The 16,084-nt window shown below is 39.9% G+C and carries 14 protein-coding genes and 1 pseudogene; 11 read left to right on the top strand and 4 right to left on the bottom strand.

Features of this window, described 5'->3' with window-relative positions:
- The 3 genes and pseudogenes from dnaK to PVK63_RS17265 form a co-directional block, all read left to right on the top strand.
- Nucleotides 1-235 (top strand): annotated as a pseudogene (gene dnaK, locus PVK63_RS17275) (molecular chaperone DnaK); the annotation flags it as partial.
- A gap of 318 nt (nucleotides 236-553) precedes the next feature.
- Nucleotides 554-1,696: a molecular chaperone DnaJ gene (gene dnaJ, locus PVK63_RS17270; RefSeq protein ID WP_105062839.1), complete on the top strand. Its 1,143-nt coding sequence runs from the start codon at nucleotides 554-556 to the stop codon at nucleotides 1,694-1,696.
- A 182-nt stretch (nucleotides 1,697-1,878) separates the two neighbouring features.
- Entirely contained in the window at nucleotides 1,879-2,973 is a 1,095-nt protein-coding gene (locus PVK63_RS17265) for a DUF3541 domain-containing protein (RefSeq protein WP_130085967.1), read from the top strand.
- 263 nt (nucleotides 2,974-3,236) lie between these two features.
- On the opposite strand, the gene PVK63_RS17260 is transcribed toward PVK63_RS17265, so the two are convergent.
- The 3 genes from PVK63_RS17260 to rdgC form a co-directional block, all read right to left on the bottom strand.
- Nucleotides 3,237-3,491: a YfhL family 4Fe-4S dicluster ferredoxin gene (locus tag PVK63_RS17260; protein WP_063659444.1), complete on the bottom strand. Its 255-nt coding sequence runs from the start codon at nucleotides 3,489-3,491 to the stop codon at nucleotides 3,237-3,239.
- Nucleotides 3,492-3,494: 3 nt separating this feature from the next.
- Nucleotides 3,495-4,883, bottom strand: a complete 1,389-nt coding sequence (trhP, locus tag PVK63_RS17255) for a prephenate-dependent tRNA uridine(34) hydroxylase TrhP (RefSeq protein WP_130044005.1) — start codon at nucleotides 4,881-4,883, stop codon at nucleotides 3,495-3,497.
- 152 nt (nucleotides 4,884-5,035) lie between these two features.
- The gene (gene rdgC, locus PVK63_RS17250) at nucleotides 5,036-5,947 is read right to left on the bottom strand and encodes a recombination-associated protein RdgC (RefSeq protein ID WP_207215638.1); all 912 of its coding nucleotides are present in this window, start codon (nucleotides 5,945-5,947) and stop codon (nucleotides 5,036-5,038) included.
- Nucleotides 5,948-6,160: 213 nt separating this feature from the next.
- Between rdgC and phoB the strand changes: the two genes are divergently transcribed.
- The 8 genes from phoB (at nucleotide 6,161) to PVK63_RS17210 (ending at nucleotide 15,305) form a co-directional block, all read left to right on the top strand.
- Nucleotides 6,161-6,853 carry a phosphate regulon transcriptional regulator PhoB gene (gene phoB, locus PVK63_RS17245; RefSeq protein ID WP_130044007.1) on the top strand — a complete coding sequence of 231 codons (693 nt, stop codon included), beginning with the start codon at nucleotides 6,161-6,163 and terminating at the stop codon, nucleotides 6,851-6,853.
- Between the two features lie 35 nt (nucleotides 6,854-6,888).
- Nucleotides 6,889-8,187 carry a phosphate regulon sensor histidine kinase PhoR gene (gene phoR, locus PVK63_RS17240; RefSeq protein WP_130085968.1) on the top strand — a complete coding sequence of 433 codons (1,299 nt, stop codon included), beginning with the start codon at nucleotides 6,889-6,891 and terminating at the stop codon, nucleotides 8,185-8,187.
- Nucleotides 8,188-8,194: 7 nt separating this feature from the next.
- On the top strand, nucleotides 8,195-9,184 hold the full coding sequence (locus PVK63_RS17235) for a PstS family phosphate ABC transporter substrate-binding protein (RefSeq protein ID WP_130044009.1): 990 nt from the start codon (nucleotides 8,195-8,197) through the stop codon (nucleotides 9,182-9,184).
- Between the two features lie 75 nt (nucleotides 9,185-9,259).
- Entirely contained in the window at nucleotides 9,260-11,473 is a 2,214-nt protein-coding gene (locus PVK63_RS17230) for an ABC transporter permease subunit (RefSeq protein ID WP_130085969.1), read from the top strand.
- 25 nt (nucleotides 11,474-11,498) lie between these two features.
- A complete protein-coding gene (pstA, locus tag PVK63_RS17225; protein ID WP_130085970.1) occupies nucleotides 11,499-13,022 on the top strand; it encodes a phosphate ABC transporter permease PstA in 1,524 nt (507 codons plus the stop codon).
- A 4-nt stretch (nucleotides 13,023-13,026) separates the two neighbouring features.
- A complete protein-coding gene (gene pstB / locus PVK63_RS17220; RefSeq protein WP_130047722.1) occupies nucleotides 13,027-13,845 on the top strand; it encodes a phosphate ABC transporter ATP-binding protein PstB in 819 nt (272 codons plus the stop codon).
- A 38-nt stretch (nucleotides 13,846-13,883) separates the two neighbouring features.
- Nucleotides 13,884-14,582, top strand: a complete 699-nt coding sequence (gene phoU / locus PVK63_RS17215) for a phosphate signaling complex protein PhoU (protein ID WP_130044013.1) — start codon at nucleotides 13,884-13,886, stop codon at nucleotides 14,580-14,582.
- A gap of 162 nt (nucleotides 14,583-14,744) precedes the next feature.
- Nucleotides 14,745-15,305 carry a VC2662 family protein gene (locus tag PVK63_RS17210; RefSeq protein ID WP_130044014.1) on the top strand — a complete coding sequence of 187 codons (561 nt, stop codon included), beginning with the start codon at nucleotides 14,745-14,747 and terminating at the stop codon, nucleotides 15,303-15,305.
- Nucleotides 15,306-15,555: 250 nt separating this feature from the next.
- On the opposite strand, the gene PVK63_RS17205 is transcribed toward PVK63_RS17210, so the two are convergent.
- Nucleotides 15,556-16,050 carry a hypothetical protein gene (locus tag PVK63_RS17205; RefSeq protein WP_130047721.1) on the bottom strand — a complete coding sequence of 165 codons (495 nt, stop codon included), beginning with the start codon at nucleotides 16,048-16,050 and terminating at the stop codon, nucleotides 15,556-15,558.
- Nucleotides 16,051-16,084 lie beyond the last annotated feature (34 nt).

Raw genomic sequence — 16,084 nt, 5'->3', positions numbered from 1 at the left:
AGCTGACGAGAAAACAAAAATCGAAACAGCAATTACAGCACTAGAAGAAGTTAAGTCTGGTAATGATAAAGAAGTAATCGATGCGAAAACTCAAGAGCTAATGCAAGCAGCACAAAAGCTAATGGAAATCGCTCAACAGAAAGCTCAAGCACAACAAGGTGCTGAAGCGGGTGAGCAACCTAAGCAAGAAGATGATGTAGTAGACGCTGAATTTGAAGAAGTTAAAGACAAATAATTGAGATTTAGTCGCTAGAAAGCTCGATTCCTGTGTCGGAAGTGCTCATTTGCGTTCGCAAACTCCGCGCTTCTTCCTTGGACTCAAACTTTCTAGCTTATAAATCAACAATTATTTCTAATTAGAAACTGATGTTTTTTATTAGAATTCTTCGTTGAAAATATATTGCGGGCGTTGGAGTTTTCTCTACCGCCCGCAAATTTGTAATTAGGTCAATCTAGATAATCACTTTCGGTTTGTGCTGATCCTAATTATCTAGATTGAACTCATACTGATGGTGTCACTGCCGGCAGTATCAAAAGAATTGGTGACCAAAGCATGTCTAAACGTGATTTTTATGAAGTATTGGGCGTAAGCCGTGATGCTTCTGAGCGTGATATTAAGAAAGCCTATAAACGTCTAGCGATGAAATTCCACCCTGACCGTAATCAGGGCGATGAAACAGCGCCAGAAAAGTTTAAAGAAGTAAAAGTAGCGTATGAGATCTTAACGGATGCTCAAAAACGTTCAGCTTATGATCAATACGGTCATGCAGCCTTTGAACAAGGTGGCATGGGCGGTGGCGGCTTCGGTGGCGGTCAAGGTGACTTTGGCGATATCTTTGGCGATGTGTTTGGTGACATCTTTGGTGGCGGTCGTCGTGGCGGTGGTCAACAACGTGCACAACGCGGTTCAGATTTACGTTACAACATGGAACTTACGCTAGAAGAAGCGGTTCGTGGTTGTGATAAAGAGATTGAAGTACCAACATTAGTGTCTTGTGATCCATGTGAAGGTACTGGCGCTAAGAAAGGCACTTCTTCATCAACGTGTAGCACTTGTCATGGTCATGGCCAAGTTCAAATGCGTCAAGGTTTCTTTGCGGTACAGCAGGCTTGTCCTACTTGTCATGGTAAAGGCAAGATCATTAAAGACCCATGTAATTCTTGTCATGGTGAAGGTCGCGTTCAAAAAACGAAAACACTTAATGTTAAGATCCCATCAGGTGTTGATACTGGCGATCGCATTCGTTTATCTGGCGAAGGTGAAGCGGGAGAGCACGGCGCTCCAGCAGGCGATCTATACGTACAAGTGCACGTGAAAGAGCATAATATCTTTGAGCGTGACGGCAACAACTTATACTGCGAAGTGCCAGTAAGCTTTACGATGGCGGCATTAGGTGGTGAAGTTGAAGTTCCTACTCTTGATGGTCGTGTAAGCTTAAAAGTACCTCTAGAAACGCAAACAGGCCGTATGTTCCGTATGCGTGGCAAAGGTGTGAAAGGCGTTCGTACGCACAGTACGGGAGACTTAATTGTTAAACTGATTGTTGAAACACCGGTTAAACTTACCAAACGTCAAAAAGAGCTTCTTCAAGAATTCCAAGAATCTTTTGATGGTAAAGATGCGAAAAAGCACAATCCGAAATCTGAAGGTTTCTTATCAGGTGTTAAAAACTTCTTTGATGATTTAACTAAATAAGTTTATTGCTCAACGAATAAATTGAAACCTAATGATATTAATTTTATATCATTAGGTTTTTTTTATGCCAAAAACAAATGATAAAGTACGGTTTATTTACACCTTTTTGACCGTTACTTATACTTCTCGTTTATTATGTAACCAATTATGTTTTTAGCTTCTTAATAGATGAGAGAGTCGACATGGTGTTATTTAAACGGACATTATTACTGTTTATTGTTTTATTATTTGGTTTAGCTTCTGCTAATGCAGAAATCATGCAAGGTGGAAAAACAGTACCAAGCTTCAAGCAGGATGCGGCGTCTATTCGTCATACTTATGAAACCCAACTCTATACTCTATCGGCATTTAAAGCTGGCCACTATGGTTTACGCATGTATCGTCAAACGATGGACCCTAAATATTCAGCGGCGGTTTGGTCTGATATGGCGCGAGTGGCAAGTCGACTTAATCAATTCTCTTCGGAAGTTCATACACCCGAACAAATAGATATCTATGCTCAAAAGCGATTAAGTAGCTATGTTGATGACACTGACATTCGCAGTACTTTACGTTACCAAGCGACAAAAAATATGCCTGAGTATTTCTATCTTGGTGTGGATTTACTTGGCTCAATGGCTCGTGCTAATGAATATGGTTTAAAGCATCGTAACGATAAACAGTTGCGAGAAATTATCCGTCGTTATGATTTTAAAAAATACGCGACTAATGAAGCGATGATTAAAGCATGGGCAGCTCAGCTAGCGAACCAAGTTTATTGGTTACGTCAATTAGGTGAGCAGGATGTGGTTGATGAGTTTGTTGAAGCATTCAAATTAGCCTACCCAGATAATAAAGATGCAGCGCTTTCTAAGCAGCAGTATGGCAATAAAATCTATGGCTTAACGCATATTTTATTAGCCGACTCTCAATATTATCAATACCCCCTAAAAGAGTCTGATCATCAATGGATATATGATTATCTGCGTAATAATATTGATACTATTTTAGAAAGAGCCAAAGAAGACATTATTTCAGAAGTAGGAATTACCTTCTTATTGGCAGGGTTAGAAGATGACCCTGTAGTCTATAAAACACAAAAACACATTCAAGATGCGATTAACCGTGAGAAGAATATGGTGCCATCAACATCAAATAGTACTGATTTAACTGATGGTGAGCACCGTAATGTATTAGCGATAATGTTACTCGATTGGCAAACGCCACATGCCGCACCGACGATTCAAAATGAACCAAAGGTATTCAAAAGTAAACCGTATGGTCTTGTGAAAAAGTAATACCATTCTGGATAAGTAGTTGTTCAGATAATTGCGTAGGAAAAATCGATTATAGCAAGGCATAAATTACAGTAACTAGTGGATCTAATTACAAAATTTATAACGCAGATATAATCGATTTTAACAAGCAAGAATGATCAAATACTTATGTAGATTGGTATAAATAACTACTTGATGTTATAAGTTACTGAAATAAAAAACGCCCAGAGATAGTGATATCGCTGGGCGTTTTTATTTGAATCAGATCAGGTGATTAGAGATTATTACGCTAGGCCTTGAAGCTTAACGAATTTCTCTAATAACTCTTCATCTGTTTCTACGTTGTTTGGATCTGAAATAACGCAGTTACTGATAGGGCAAACTGACTGACACGTTGGCGCATCATAGTGGCCTTTACATTCAGTACAAAGGTCTGGATTAATTTCGTAAATCTCATCACCCATACTGATTGCTTCATTTGGGCACTCAGGTTCACACATGTCGCAGTTAATGCATTTCTTATTGATCAATAACGCCATTACTTACTTGCCGTGTGGATTACGAGTATCTTCACCCGTGTGTAAGTTACGCATTAGCAGGCCGTATTCTAGATCAACGTTTGCAGGAACAGGAATGAAGACAAAGTGACCATTGCCTTTTGCTTCATCAACAGCTTCACTCTTACGGTTTTCCATTACATCTAGAGTCAGTGTCAGGTTACCTTGTGGTGTCATGATCTCTACAGAGTCACCGACTAAGAATTTATTCTTAACATCAACTTCAGCTAAATCACCACGGCGTTTACCTGTGAACTCACCAACGAATTGTTGAGAATCAGAGATAGAGTAACCGTAATCGTAGTTTTGGTATGCATCGTGTGTATGACGACGTAGGAAACCTTCTGTGTAACCACGGTGAGCTAGGCTTTCTAGCGTACCCATTAGGCTTTCATCAAATGGTTTACCTGCAACCGCATCATCAATCGCTTTACGATAAACTTGCGCAGTACGTGCACAGTAGTAGAAAGACTTAGTACGACCTTCAATTTTAAGAGAGTGAACACCCATCTTAGTTAGACGTTCTACGTGTTGGATAGCACGAAGATCTTTAGAGTTCATGATGTAAGTACCATGCTCGTCTTCAAATGCTGCCATCTTCTCTTCTGGACGGTGTGCTTCAGAAAGAAGAACTACCTCATCCGTTGGTTTACCTAAGCCTAGTGTGTTGTCTGGACGTTCGTTTTGAACTTCAACGTCTTGGATCTCAACACCTGTAGGGTTAGCTTCAACGATTTGACCGTTTTCGTCTTCTTTTGCTTCTTCCGCTTTGTATTCCCAGCGACATGCATTCGTACATGTGCCTTGGTTTGGATCACGCTTGTTCATGTAACCAGATAACAAGCAGCGACCAGAGTACGCCATGCATAATGCACCGTGTACAAAGATTTCTAATTCAGTATCAGGACAGTGCTCACGGATCTCTTCAATTTCTTCTAGTGATAATTCACGAGATAAGATCACACGCTCAACACCTTGAGTTGCCCAGAATTTCACTGTTGCCCAGTTAACCGCATTGGCTTGAACTGACAGGTGAATAACTACTTCAGGGAAAGCTTCACGAACCATCATGATTAAACCAGGATCTGACATTATCAATGCGTCAGGACCCATTTCTACGATTGGCGCTAAATCACGAATGAAGGTTTTTAGCTTTGAGTTGTGTGGTTGAATATTACATACCACATATAGCTTCTTACCTTGCGCATGCGCTTCATTAATACCGATTTGTAGGTTTTCGTGGTTGAATTCGTTGTTACGAACACGAAGGCTGTAACGTGGCTGGCCTGCATAAACGGCATCTGCACCGTAGGCAAACGCATAACGCATATTTTTAAGGCTGCCCGCAGGCGAAAGTAGTTCTGGCTTAAACATGATTGCTTCCCAATGTTGTATTCTGATCTCAGGTCAGGTCATATCACAAGGATATGAAGGAGGCCGGATTTTACATGGAAAGTGAGAGAAGTGCTAGGGTATAAAGAAAGGTTTCAGGTCGCTTCGCTTGCGATTCGACCTGAACCCTGCTTTTACTCTTTCTCTTCAATGCCACCAAGTGCTTTGAAAAGATCAGGTAGTAGAGCATCAAGCTCAGAACTCATTAGAGAGAAATCTGCATCAAAGCGTGCTGCTTTGTCTTCAAAACCAATATCTTCGTTTTGGTCTTTAATTTCGTCGCTGAATTTTAGGCGTTTTAGAGATAGGTCATCAGCAAGGATAAACTCTAAACGTTCCTGCCAAGTTAGCGCTAACTTAGTAACCATTTTGTTTGCATCAATGTGAGCGTGGATTTCATCACATACTAATTCTTGCTGCTTACAACGGATCACGCCGCCGTCTTCTAAAATTGCTTTTAGTTCCGCTTCTTCACCCATCTCAAAACCTTGAGGCGTAGTACCTGTTTTAACCCACTCAGTTAATGCATTTTCAATAGGTTGAGTTGAAGTTAGAGGAACTACAGGCAAGCTGCCGATAGATTTACGAAGCAACGCTAATACATCTTCCGCTTTTTTGTAACTGCCAGCATCAACAATAATAAACCCAGCTTCTGGAAGAATTAATGCATAGGTTTGTTGGTGCTTGCTAAATGCTCGTGGAAGAAGATCAATAACGATGTCATCTTTGATAGAGTCTTTCTCTTTTTTCTTAAGAGGACGACCTTGCTCAAGTTCCATGGCATCAATTTTTGCGTTCATTGATTCTTTAATCACTGACGCGGGTAACATTTTTTCTTCTTTTTTAGCACAGATCAGAATATTTTTGCTTGCGACGTGAGTCAGCATATCACCATGACGGCCCATTGCAGTTACCCAGCCAAACTTTTGCATATCTTGGCTACCACAAGGTGTGAAACGGAAATCGTTCAGTTGTTTTTCAAGTTGCTCAGGGTTGAGATCAACTTCTTTAGTAAAACGATAAATTAAACAATTTTTAAACCACATCATGCTGCTGAATTCCTGTCTTTTTTAAGTGCGCTTATGATAGGAGATTTTGTTGAATATTGCTTGTATAGATTTCAGGTTCTTGGATAAATGACACTGAGATAGTATTTCATTGATGAGAATATGAACTTTTCTTTTCAATAGTCACAAAAGTGTCATAATTAGCTTTAATAATAGCGTTATAAATTTTGTTGGCTAATTTAGGTAAAAAGAATGTCTAGAAGGATACTTGTTGTAGAAGATGAAGCGCCAATCCGTGAGATGCTGTGTTTTGTATTAGAGCAGAAAGGATATGAACCGATAGAAGCAGAAGATTATGACACTGCACTTGGTTTACTCTGCGAACCTTACCCTGATTTAATTTTGTTGGATTGGATGTTGCCAGGTGGCTCAGGCATCAATTTAATCAAACACCTTAAGCGCGATGAATTTACCAAAAAAATCCCAGTAGTTATGCTAACAGCTCGCGGCGAAGAAGAAGATAAAGTTCGCGGCCTTGAAGTGGGTGCAGATGATTACATTACCAAACCATTTTCACCAAAAGAGTTAATGGCGCGCTTAAAGGCCGTTATTCGTCGAGTATCTCCAACCTCTGTTGAAGAGTTGATTGATGTTCAAGGGTTAAAATTAGACCCAGTATCACACCGTGTTACAGCCAATGATAAAGCATTAGATATGGGTCCGACAGAATTTAAAATGCTGCACTTCTTTATGACTCATCAAGAGCGTGTATACAGCCGTGAACAACTATTGAATAATGTTTGGGGTACGAATGTATACGTAGAAGATCGTACGGTTGATGTTCATATTCGTCGTTTACGTAAGGCATTAGAAATGGAAGGGCATGATCGCTTAGTGCAAACCGTTCGTGGCGCGGGTTATCGTTTCTCTGTTCAAACGTCTTAATTCTTAAATATAAATAGAAGCAAAAGGTAAAATACATGGTTGAACGTCTCTCATGGAAAAAGCTCGTTGGAGAACTGGCGTTTTTTTACGTACCTTGGGTGATTGTTGGGTATTTATTTGATGCGCTATGGCCACTATTATTCCTTGCTTCATTTATTTTATTAATTTGGCATTTACATAATCAAATCAAAATGTCGCGCTGGCTGCATGAGGGAAGAAAAGCAACACCACCGTCAGCCTCAGGGAGTTGGGAGCCGATTTTTGATGAGACTTATCGTTTACAAAAACGCCATAAAAAACGTCGTAAAGAGCTGTCTGCGTTAATTCGTCGCTTTCGACAAGGGGCAGAAGCGCTGCCTGATGCTGTAGTGGTATTTCGTCACGAAGGTAATATCGTATGGTGTAATAGCCTAGCTCAATCGCTGCTGGGATTCCGTTGGCCTGACGATTCAGGACACCCTATTACCAACTTAATTAGAACCCCTGATTTTGTGCAATATTTAATGGCGCAACAGTTTGATATTCCATTAGATATGCCATCACCAATTAACACGGATAAGACACTTGAAATACGTATTGTGCCGTATAGTGATGGTGAGTTTTTAATGGTGGTCCGTGATGTGACACAAGTTAAGCAACTAGAAGGTATGCGCCGCAACTTTTTTGCTAACGTTTCTCATGAACTACGTACACCAATGACGGTGCTTCGTGGCTATTTAGAAATGTCTGAAGACCCAGATATGTTGGTTGGCCCAATGTGGAATCGAGCGCATGGGGTGATGACTGAGCAATTATCACGCATGGAAGGCTTGGTTGAACAATTACTGACGCTGTCGAAAATTGAAGCCGCAGCGACGTCTCAATTAGAAGATCATGTTGATGTGCCTTCTATGTTAGATATTTTAGAGAAAGAAGCCATCGCATTAAGTGGTGAGCGTAATCACAGCATTCGTTTTGATGTCGATCCTCGCCTTAAGGTATTAGGGGATGAAGATCAGTTACGCAGTGCGATTTCAAACTTGGTTTATAACGCGGTAAAACATACTACTGATGGCGCAGATATTAGTGTTGAGTGGCAGGCAACGAACCTAGGGGCTAAATTAAGCGTAAAGGATGGTGGGCAAGGAATTGAACCACAGCACATTCCTCGATTAACAGAGCGTTTTTATCGCGTAGATAAGGCGCGTTCAAGAGATACTGGTGGTAGTGGACTTGGACTGGCAATTGTAAAACATGCACTTAGTCATCATGACTCACAGTTAGAAATACAGAGCCAATTGGGTAAAGGAAGTACTTTCTCGTTTGTTCTCCCTAAAAAATTGATTTTAAAGTAATGGAATAATGAAGAAGACGCAGTATAAACAGCAGCGATGGTTTAGGGTATTAATTCCCGTGGGATTGCTTTGGCTGGGGTTTATATCAAATGCGTTTTCTTATGATGGAAAACTCGCTCCCTATGAAAGAGTTGCCGGAATTTCTGGTAACTTATCCTCAATAGGCTCAGATACGTTAGCGAATATGATGACTTTATGGGCTGAAGATTTTCAACGTATTTATCCTAATGTAAATATTCAAATTCAAGCATCAGGATCGTCAACGGCACCGCCAGCATTAATTGAAAGTACGGCTCAGTTTGGCCCTATGAGCCGGCGGATGCGGCAAAGTGAAAAAGCCGCATTTGAACGCCAATTTGGTTACCCGCCAACTGAAATCCGAGTTGCTATTGATGCGCTCGGAATTTTTGTGCATCAAGATAACCCAATAAAAGGACTTAACTTTAGTCAGCTCGATGCTATCTTTTCGGCAACATTACGATGTGGTTCTGTAAAACCCATTAATCGTTGGCAAGATTTAGGTGTAAACAGTAGTTGGTCTAAACACCGAATTCAATTATTTGGTCGAAATTCAGTCTCTGGTACTTATGGTTACTTTAAAAAGAACGCCTTATGTAACGGTGACTTTAAAGTGAATGTCAACGAACAACCAGGATCGGCATCCGTAGTTCAAGGTGTTTCGGCATCATTAAATGGCATTGGTTACTCCGGTGTTGGTTATCACATGTCGGGTGTAAAGCTGTTGCCAATTACAAGGGAAGGGACGAACTATATTGAACCAAGTACTGACAATATTATTAGTGGTCAATACCCTTTAGCTCGTTTTTTATATATTTATATCAATAAGCCACCAACAGCCAAACTGCAGCCTTTAGAAACCGAATTTATTCGTTATATGTTGTCATTAGAAGGGCAGAAAAGAGTTGAGCAGGATGGCTATATCGCATTATCGGAACGTTTTGTCTTACAAGAGCTTTCTAAATTAGATCTCCATTAAGTTGTCATTATAGTGTCATTCCTATACTGAAAAATACGTAAACAATCATTTAATAAATACAGAGGTTATCTCATCATGGCATACGCCAAACCTAATCAGATTATCCGAGACAGGCAACGCTATGTTGTCGATCTGATTATGCGTATTTGGGTGAAATCCAGTGGCATAGGGATCATCGCAGCTCTTATGCTTATCTGTTTTTATTTATTGGCGGTTATTGCGCCTATTTTTACTTCTGTAACGGTTGAACCTTTATCTCAATATTCAGCATCATATGATAATGCCACCCTTGCTATTGGCTCTGATGAACAAGGAAAAATGGCTTACCGAATTGATGATAAAGGCCGAGTTCAGTTTATAGATCTTCTTAACAAGAAGCAGGTCAGTGAAACACAAATTATCACGAATCCCACGGCTTTTGCTGCCACCATTGAAAGCCAAGATTGGTTCGCTTTTGGGGATGTAAAGGGCCAAGTGCAGTTTGCTCAAATTGGCTTTCAAACTAATTACAAACAAGGGCTTCGCCAACTTATTCCTTATGTTGAAAGCTTTACTCCATTTCCTCTGATTCAAATTGATGAACAAAAGAAGGAGCTTACACAAGTTGCGCTTAGCTTAACGGCAACCGAAGGGGTTGTTTTAGCACAAACCAAAGATAAGCGATTGTTAGGGGTAGAACTTGATAGTGTGATTAACCAAATGACGGGTGAGTCCATTTGGAAAGCGATCCCGATTGAGTTTGAAGGGGATGCGTTAGATAAGACGAAAAAATTATTATCCATGGTGATCACTCCAAATAATGATTTTTTGTATTTCTTATATCAACATGAGCTACAAGTTTGGACATTAAAAGATCATAAAGCCAATTTACGAGAGCGTATTGCATTAAAAGAGTCGGCACAGAAACTGACGTTATTATCTGGCGCTCATTCAGTTTTGGTCCAATTTGACAATGGTAGCTTATCTCAGTGGTTTGATACGATTAAGGATGAAAAACGTCAACTAACCTTAATTCGAACCTTTAATGTCGATGCTCCGATCAAGAAATTAGCACCAGAGGTGTACCGTAAAGGCGTGACGATTATTGATGCTAAAGGCAATGTATCTTTAGTTCATACGACAACAGAAAAAACGCTGTATAGCCAGCATCTGTTTAATGAAGAAGTATTGGCGGCAACTCAGCCTCCCAATGCAGAGAAGCTTATTGTATTAACTCAAAAAGGGTGGCAATGCTTTGAGGTAACCAATCCGCACCCTGAAGTCAGTGTTCAATCGGTATTTGGAAAAATATGGTATGAAGGCTATCCGGAGCCTGCCTATATTTGGCAATCGACAGCAGCGAACGATGATTTTGAATCTAAATTCAGTTTAATGCCATTGGCTTTTGGAACCTTAAAAGCGGCTTTTTATGCGCTTATTTTCGCAGGCCCAATAGCCATTGGTAGTGCCATTTATACCGCTTACTTTATGTCTTCTAATGTTCGCCGATATGTAAAACCGACGATTGAGATAATGGAAGCACTGCCGACGGTGATCATTGGTTTATTAGCGGGTATTTGGTTAGCTCCTATTGTTGAGAATAATCTCGTTGCCGTATTTAGCTTATTTGTACTCTTTCCATTAAGTATGATTATTATTGCGTTCATTTGGCACATATTGCCATCGCATATCATGCGAAAGCTCCCGCGAGGGCAGCATGCAATATTATTGATCCCGGCCTTGATAGGGGTTGGGTATCTGATTTTTCAATATGGGTACGTTATTGAAAATTGGTTGTTTAATGGTGATTTACGTAGTTACCTTGGTGATAACGGCGTGGGTTACGACCAGCGTAATGCGTTAGTGGTGGGGATTGCCATGGGCGCCGCGATTATTCCGACAATTTATACCATAGCGGAAGACGCTATTTTCTCAGTACCAAAACACTTATCTGAAGGCTCGTTAGCATTAGGGGCAACGCAATGGCAAACATTAACCAAAGTGGTGTTGCTAACGGCGAGTCCAGGTATTTTCTCAGCGGTAATGATGGGATTAGGGCGAGCAGTTGGTGAAACCATGATTGTATTAATGGCGACCGGAAACACCCCGATTATGGATGGTAATATTTTAGAAGGAATGAGAACCCTTGCCGCAAATATTGCGATTGAAATGCCAGAATCAGAGATAGGAAGCACTCACTTTAGAATGCTTTTCTTAGCTGCATTTTTACTGTTTGTGTTTACTTTTTTTGTGAACTCTTTGGCTGAGTGGATACGCCAAGGGTTGCGTGAAAAGTACCGTAGTTTATAGGTTTGATCTGAATGAAGGTAAATAAATGAAGCATTGGATTAAATCAGGTTCACCTTGGATATGGCTAACCGCAGGCTCTGTGAGCATTAGCATGATTGCCGTTCTTGGTATTTTGTTATTAATTGGTTGGAAGGGCTTATCCTATTTTTGGCCTACAGCATTGCAAGAATGGCACACAACAGATGGACAAGTGATTGTCGGGCAGTTGTATGATGTTGAAAAGTTTCATGGGAAAAGTTCAGAGAACCAAGAGCGTTTAATTATAAAAGTTGGGAATCGAGATATTAATGGATTCGATTTTATTAATATTAATCAGGATAAGATCCAATCGGTTACCAAACCTAAAGATCTTGTTGTGGTTGATCGACTCCAACATGGTAAATATTTTGGCACTATTATTGAAACATCGAATGGCCTTGAGCTTAACCGACAACAGGTAGAGGCATGGGTTAGAAGTGAAAAAGCGAAAATTGATTTATTAGAACAAGAGCAATATAAGCTTTATCGTCAACTTGATGCATTACCAAGTTCTGGCTTGCCTAGTAATGAGCGTAAGCAACAAGAAAGTGTGCTTAATGAACAAGTAAAAACAATTTCAACTCAATTAAGTTATAGTTATTTAACGTTAAAAGACAGTCAAGGAAAGAGCTATAAGTTAAGCAGTGATAATGTGGTGGATATCTGGTTTCCCAATGCGATGTCACTGCAAGAAAAAATAGGCCATTGGTTTGATGAGTTGTATGACTTTGTTTCTGATAGTCCGCGAGAAGCGAACTCGGAAGGCGGTGTTTTCCCAGCTATTTTCGGTACTATTTTATTGGTTCTTCTTATGTCTGTTATTGTGATGCCATTAGGGGTTATTGCTGCGATTTATCTTCATGAATATGCAAAACCTAATATGTTGACTAGGTTAGTTCGAATAGCTGTGATAAACCTTGCAGGTGTGCCGTCCATCGTTTATGGCGTGTTTGGTTTGGGGTTCTTTGTTTATGTGGTGGGTGGAACGCTCGATCAGCTGTTCTATTCTAATGAGTTGCCGACCCCTACATTTGGAACGCCTGGTTTATTATGGTCGGCATTAACCTTGGCTATTTTAACATTACCCGTCGTTATTGTTGCAACAGAGGAGGGGCTCAGTCGTATTCCAAACTCAGTACGTCATGGCTCCTTAGCATTAGGTGCAACTCAGTTTGAAACCTTATGGAAGATCGTTTTGCCTATGGCAAGCCCTGCTATTATGACGGGATTAATTTTAGCGGTAGCAAGAGCCGCGGGAGAGGTCGCGCCTCTTATGTTAGTTGGTGTAGTAAAACTGGCTCCTTCTTTACCCGTTGATAACATTGCGCCCTATTTACACTTAGATAGAAAGTTTATGCACCTTGGTTATCATATTTATGATGTTGGTTTTCAGAGCCCCAATGTTGAAGCGGCAAGACCTATTGTGTATGCAACGGCCTTTTTATTAGTCACGGTTATCATTGGATTAAATTTAACGGCTATCGCGATTCGTAATAATTTACGAGAGAAATATAGAACATTGGAGTTATAACTGTATGTATTCATTATCACCGGATCTCTCTTTTCTATCGCCAATAGACGTAAATAATTTATCAGATGAAAATACAGCCATAGAGATTAATAATCTTAGTTTAAATTATGGTAAAACGTCAGCACTATCGAATATTGAAATGCGTATTCCTAAGGGGCAGGTAACGGCGTTTATTGGGCCGTCCGGCTGCGGTAAATCAACCTTATTACGTTGTATTAATCGCATGAACGATTTGGTTGATAATTGCAAAATTAAAGGGGCAATTAAGTTGTTTGGTGATGATATTTATCAACCCAATACTGATATCCCTTCACTGCGTCGCCGTGTAGGAATGGTCTTCCAAAGGCCAAATCCGTTTCCTAAATCAATTTATGAGAATGTGGTTTACGGTTTACGTTTACAAGGGATTAAAGAAGCGCGAGTATTAGATGAAGCGGTTGAAGATGCGTTGAAAGCAGCTGCATTATGGGATGAAGTCAAACATCGATTACATGAAAATGCCTTTGGGTTATCAGGCGGTCAGCAGCAACGCTTAGTTATCGCTAGAGCTATCGCTATTGAGCCAGAAGTATTATTACTCGATGAGCCAACGTCAGCATTGGATCCTATTTCTACTCTGACGATTGAAGAGCTTATCTATGAGCTAAAAAGTAAATATACCGTTGTTATTGTGACGCATAATATGCAACAAGCAGCGCGAGTGAGTGATCACACCGCTTTTATCAATCAAGGTAAATTGGTTGAATACGGTAATGCAAATACGATTTTCACATCGCCAGTACATAAGCAAACAGAAGACTACATTACAGGCCGTTATGGATAACCTCCTACGATAGGCTAATAATAAAATAAGGACATACCATGCAACTTGGTCGACATATTTCAGGCCAATTTAACACAGAGCTTGAAGCCATTAGAACTCATGTATTAACCATGGGTGGGATGGTGGAGCAGCAGCTTACCTATGCATTAGAGGCATTGCATAATCACGATGCTGATTTAGCAAAACGAGTAATGCATGAAGACCATAAAGTAAATGCTATGGAAGTTGCAATTGATGAAGCGTGCACTCGCATTATTGCTAAGCGACAGCCGACTGCCAGTGACCTGCGTTTGGTTATGGCGATAATCAAAACCATTACCGATCTAGAGCGTATTGGTGATGTAGCTTCTCAAATAGCAAAAGTATCACTAGAAAACTTTTCGAATAAACACCAGTCGTTATTGGTTTCTCTTGAGTCTCTAGGTCGTCAATCCGTTAAAATGATGCATTCAGTGTTGGATGCTTATGCTCGAATGGATGTAAAAGCAGCCACAGAAGCGTATAAGTTTGATGATAAAATAGACGCGGAATATGATGCTGTTATTCGTCAGTTAATGAATTATATGATGGAAGATCCAAGCTCTATTCCAAGCGTGATGAAAGTAATGTGGGCGGCTCGTGCAATTGAGCGAGTGGGGGATCGTTGCCAGAATATTTGTGAGTACATTATTTATTTTGTTAAAGGTAAAGATGTGCGCCATATTGGCGATCAAAATATAGATGATGTGATCAAGTAAGGATTTGGCTTAAAAATAATAATCATAGTGTTACTTTTTGAACTATGCTGTATTTATCAGAATTAATGCGTATATTATGAACTGTCGTACTTATTATGCGATGAATGATACAAAAAAAGATTCAGTTAATAATCATAAATTACAGTAATAAAGGAATATATTATGAAGAAGATTTTAGTTGGTACTTGCGCGGCGTTATCTATGGTTTCATCATTCGCTATGGCGGATAGTACACCTGTGATGTTTTCATCATTGAATGGATTTAACGCACCAGCAGCAAGTGAAGTAAAAGGCGTTCGTTTAGCGGCTCTTCATGGTAAAACTGGCGATGTAACCGGTGTCGATTTTGCTCTTGGTATGTCAGAAAGTGATAATCTAACCGGTGTTAACTTCCCGCTATTTATTGGTGCAAACAAAGTTAATGGCAACATGACAGGTGCATCTTTTGGTCTGTTTAACTGGCATATGGGTGATGACTTAGGTGCGAACCTAGGTTTTGTAAACATCACGAATAATGTTAAAGGTGCAAACGTATCTGCAGTGAACTATTCTGAAGGCTACACCATGGTTGATGTGGGTGTTGCTAACCTTTCAAATGATTCACACGTTCAAGTTGGTTTCTTCAACATGACATCTGACATAAAAGGCGTTCAGGTTGGTTTGATTAACTGTGCAGAAAATGGTTTCCTACCTTGTTTCCCAATCGTAAACTTTGCGATGTAATTTGATTCAATTCGATATTAAATAAAAATGGCGCTGTTTAAATAAACAGCGCCATTTTTGTATCTGAACTTAATGTGATTGGTATAATTATACCAATTCCAGTAATTCTCTAGTCATTATTACTGGTTAAATCACATAATAGCTTCGTTAAAAATTATTTAAGTAGAATAACTACTTATCAGAATTTTTGCCTTGCTCTTAAGTGGTTTCCCTGCGTAATAAATAGACCATTTAATTAATGGCAATGGTATTAAAAAGTGAATGTCATACCGATATTGAAGTTAGTTGATAAATCATAAGGAATATAAGTATCACTCATTGGAAAGTAGTTTAAGTCAACACCGGCTCTTAGTCCTAAATGGTCCGTTGCTTGGAAAACATAAGATGCGCCAATGCTTGAGCCTAATGCACTTTCTTTTGTAGTTTCGCCACTTTTAGTTTTCTTTCCATCATAATCGGCAAGACCGACCTCAAGCTGCATACCATGCATTTTTGATGCGCCAAACATCTGCTGAATACCAAAACGGTATGAATCTATGGTTTCGTCATACATAGAACTGCTATAAACCGTACGTCCATAACTGATAAATGCAGCATCAAAGCCAAGTGCGTCAGTCACACCTGCTTGAATACCAAAGCCGCCGTAAGGACCGATTTTAATTTCAGGAGAAAGGTGGAAGTCATTAGCAAAAGTGTTTGCGCTAAATAGGGTTGCAATAGCAAGAACTAGGTGTGATTTTTTCATAATGGATACTCTCTCATAATCGTTTTAAAAAAGC

This window comes from Aliivibrio sp. S2TY2, assembly GCF_028765525.1.
Classification (GTDB): Bacteria; Pseudomonadota; Gammaproteobacteria; order Enterobacterales; family Vibrionaceae; genus Aliivibrio; species Aliivibrio finisterrensis_A.
Note: the sequence above shows the minus strand (reverse complement) of the source record. Positions and strands in the feature narration are given on the sequence as shown.

Coding starts and splice junctions, on each gene's coding strand:
- dnaJ (WP_105062839.1), top strand. CDS start 554: ATGTCTAAACGTGATTTTTATGAAGTATTGGGCGTAAGCCGTGATGCT.
- PVK63_RS17265 (WP_130085967.1), top strand. CDS start 1,879: ATGGTGTTATTTAAACGGACATTATTACTGTTTATTGTTTTATTATTT.
- PVK63_RS17260 (WP_063659444.1), bottom strand. CDS start 3,491: ATGGCGTTATTGATCAATAAGAAATGCATTAACTGCGACATGTGTGAA.
- trhP (WP_130044005.1), bottom strand. CDS start 4,883: ATGTTTAAGCCAGAACTACTTTCGCCTGCGGGCAGCCTTAAAAATATG.
- rdgC (WP_207215638.1), bottom strand. CDS start 5,947: ATGTGGTTTAAAAATTGTTTAATTTATCGTTTTACTAAAGAAGTTGAT.
- phoB (WP_130044007.1), top strand. CDS start 6,161: ATGTCTAGAAGGATACTTGTTGTAGAAGATGAAGCGCCAATCCGTGAG.
- phoR (WP_130085968.1), top strand. CDS start 6,889: ATGGTTGAACGTCTCTCATGGAAAAAGCTCGTTGGAGAACTGGCGTTT.
- PVK63_RS17235 (WP_130044009.1), top strand. CDS start 8,195: ATGAAGAAGACGCAGTATAAACAGCAGCGATGGTTTAGGGTATTAATT.
- PVK63_RS17230 (WP_130085969.1), top strand. CDS start 9,260: ATGGCATACGCCAAACCTAATCAGATTATCCGAGACAGGCAACGCTAT.
- pstA (WP_130085970.1), top strand. CDS start 11,499: ATGAAGCATTGGATTAAATCAGGTTCACCTTGGATATGGCTAACCGCA.
- pstB (WP_130047722.1), top strand. CDS start 13,027: ATGTATTCATTATCACCGGATCTCTCTTTTCTATCGCCAATAGACGTA.
- phoU (WP_130044013.1), top strand. CDS start 13,884: ATGCAACTTGGTCGACATATTTCAGGCCAATTTAACACAGAGCTTGAA.
- PVK63_RS17210 (WP_130044014.1), top strand. CDS start 14,745: ATGAAGAAGATTTTAGTTGGTACTTGCGCGGCGTTATCTATGGTTTCA.
- PVK63_RS17205 (WP_130047721.1), bottom strand. CDS start 16,050: ATGAAAAAATCACACCTAGTTCTTGCTATTGCAACCCTATTTAGCGCA.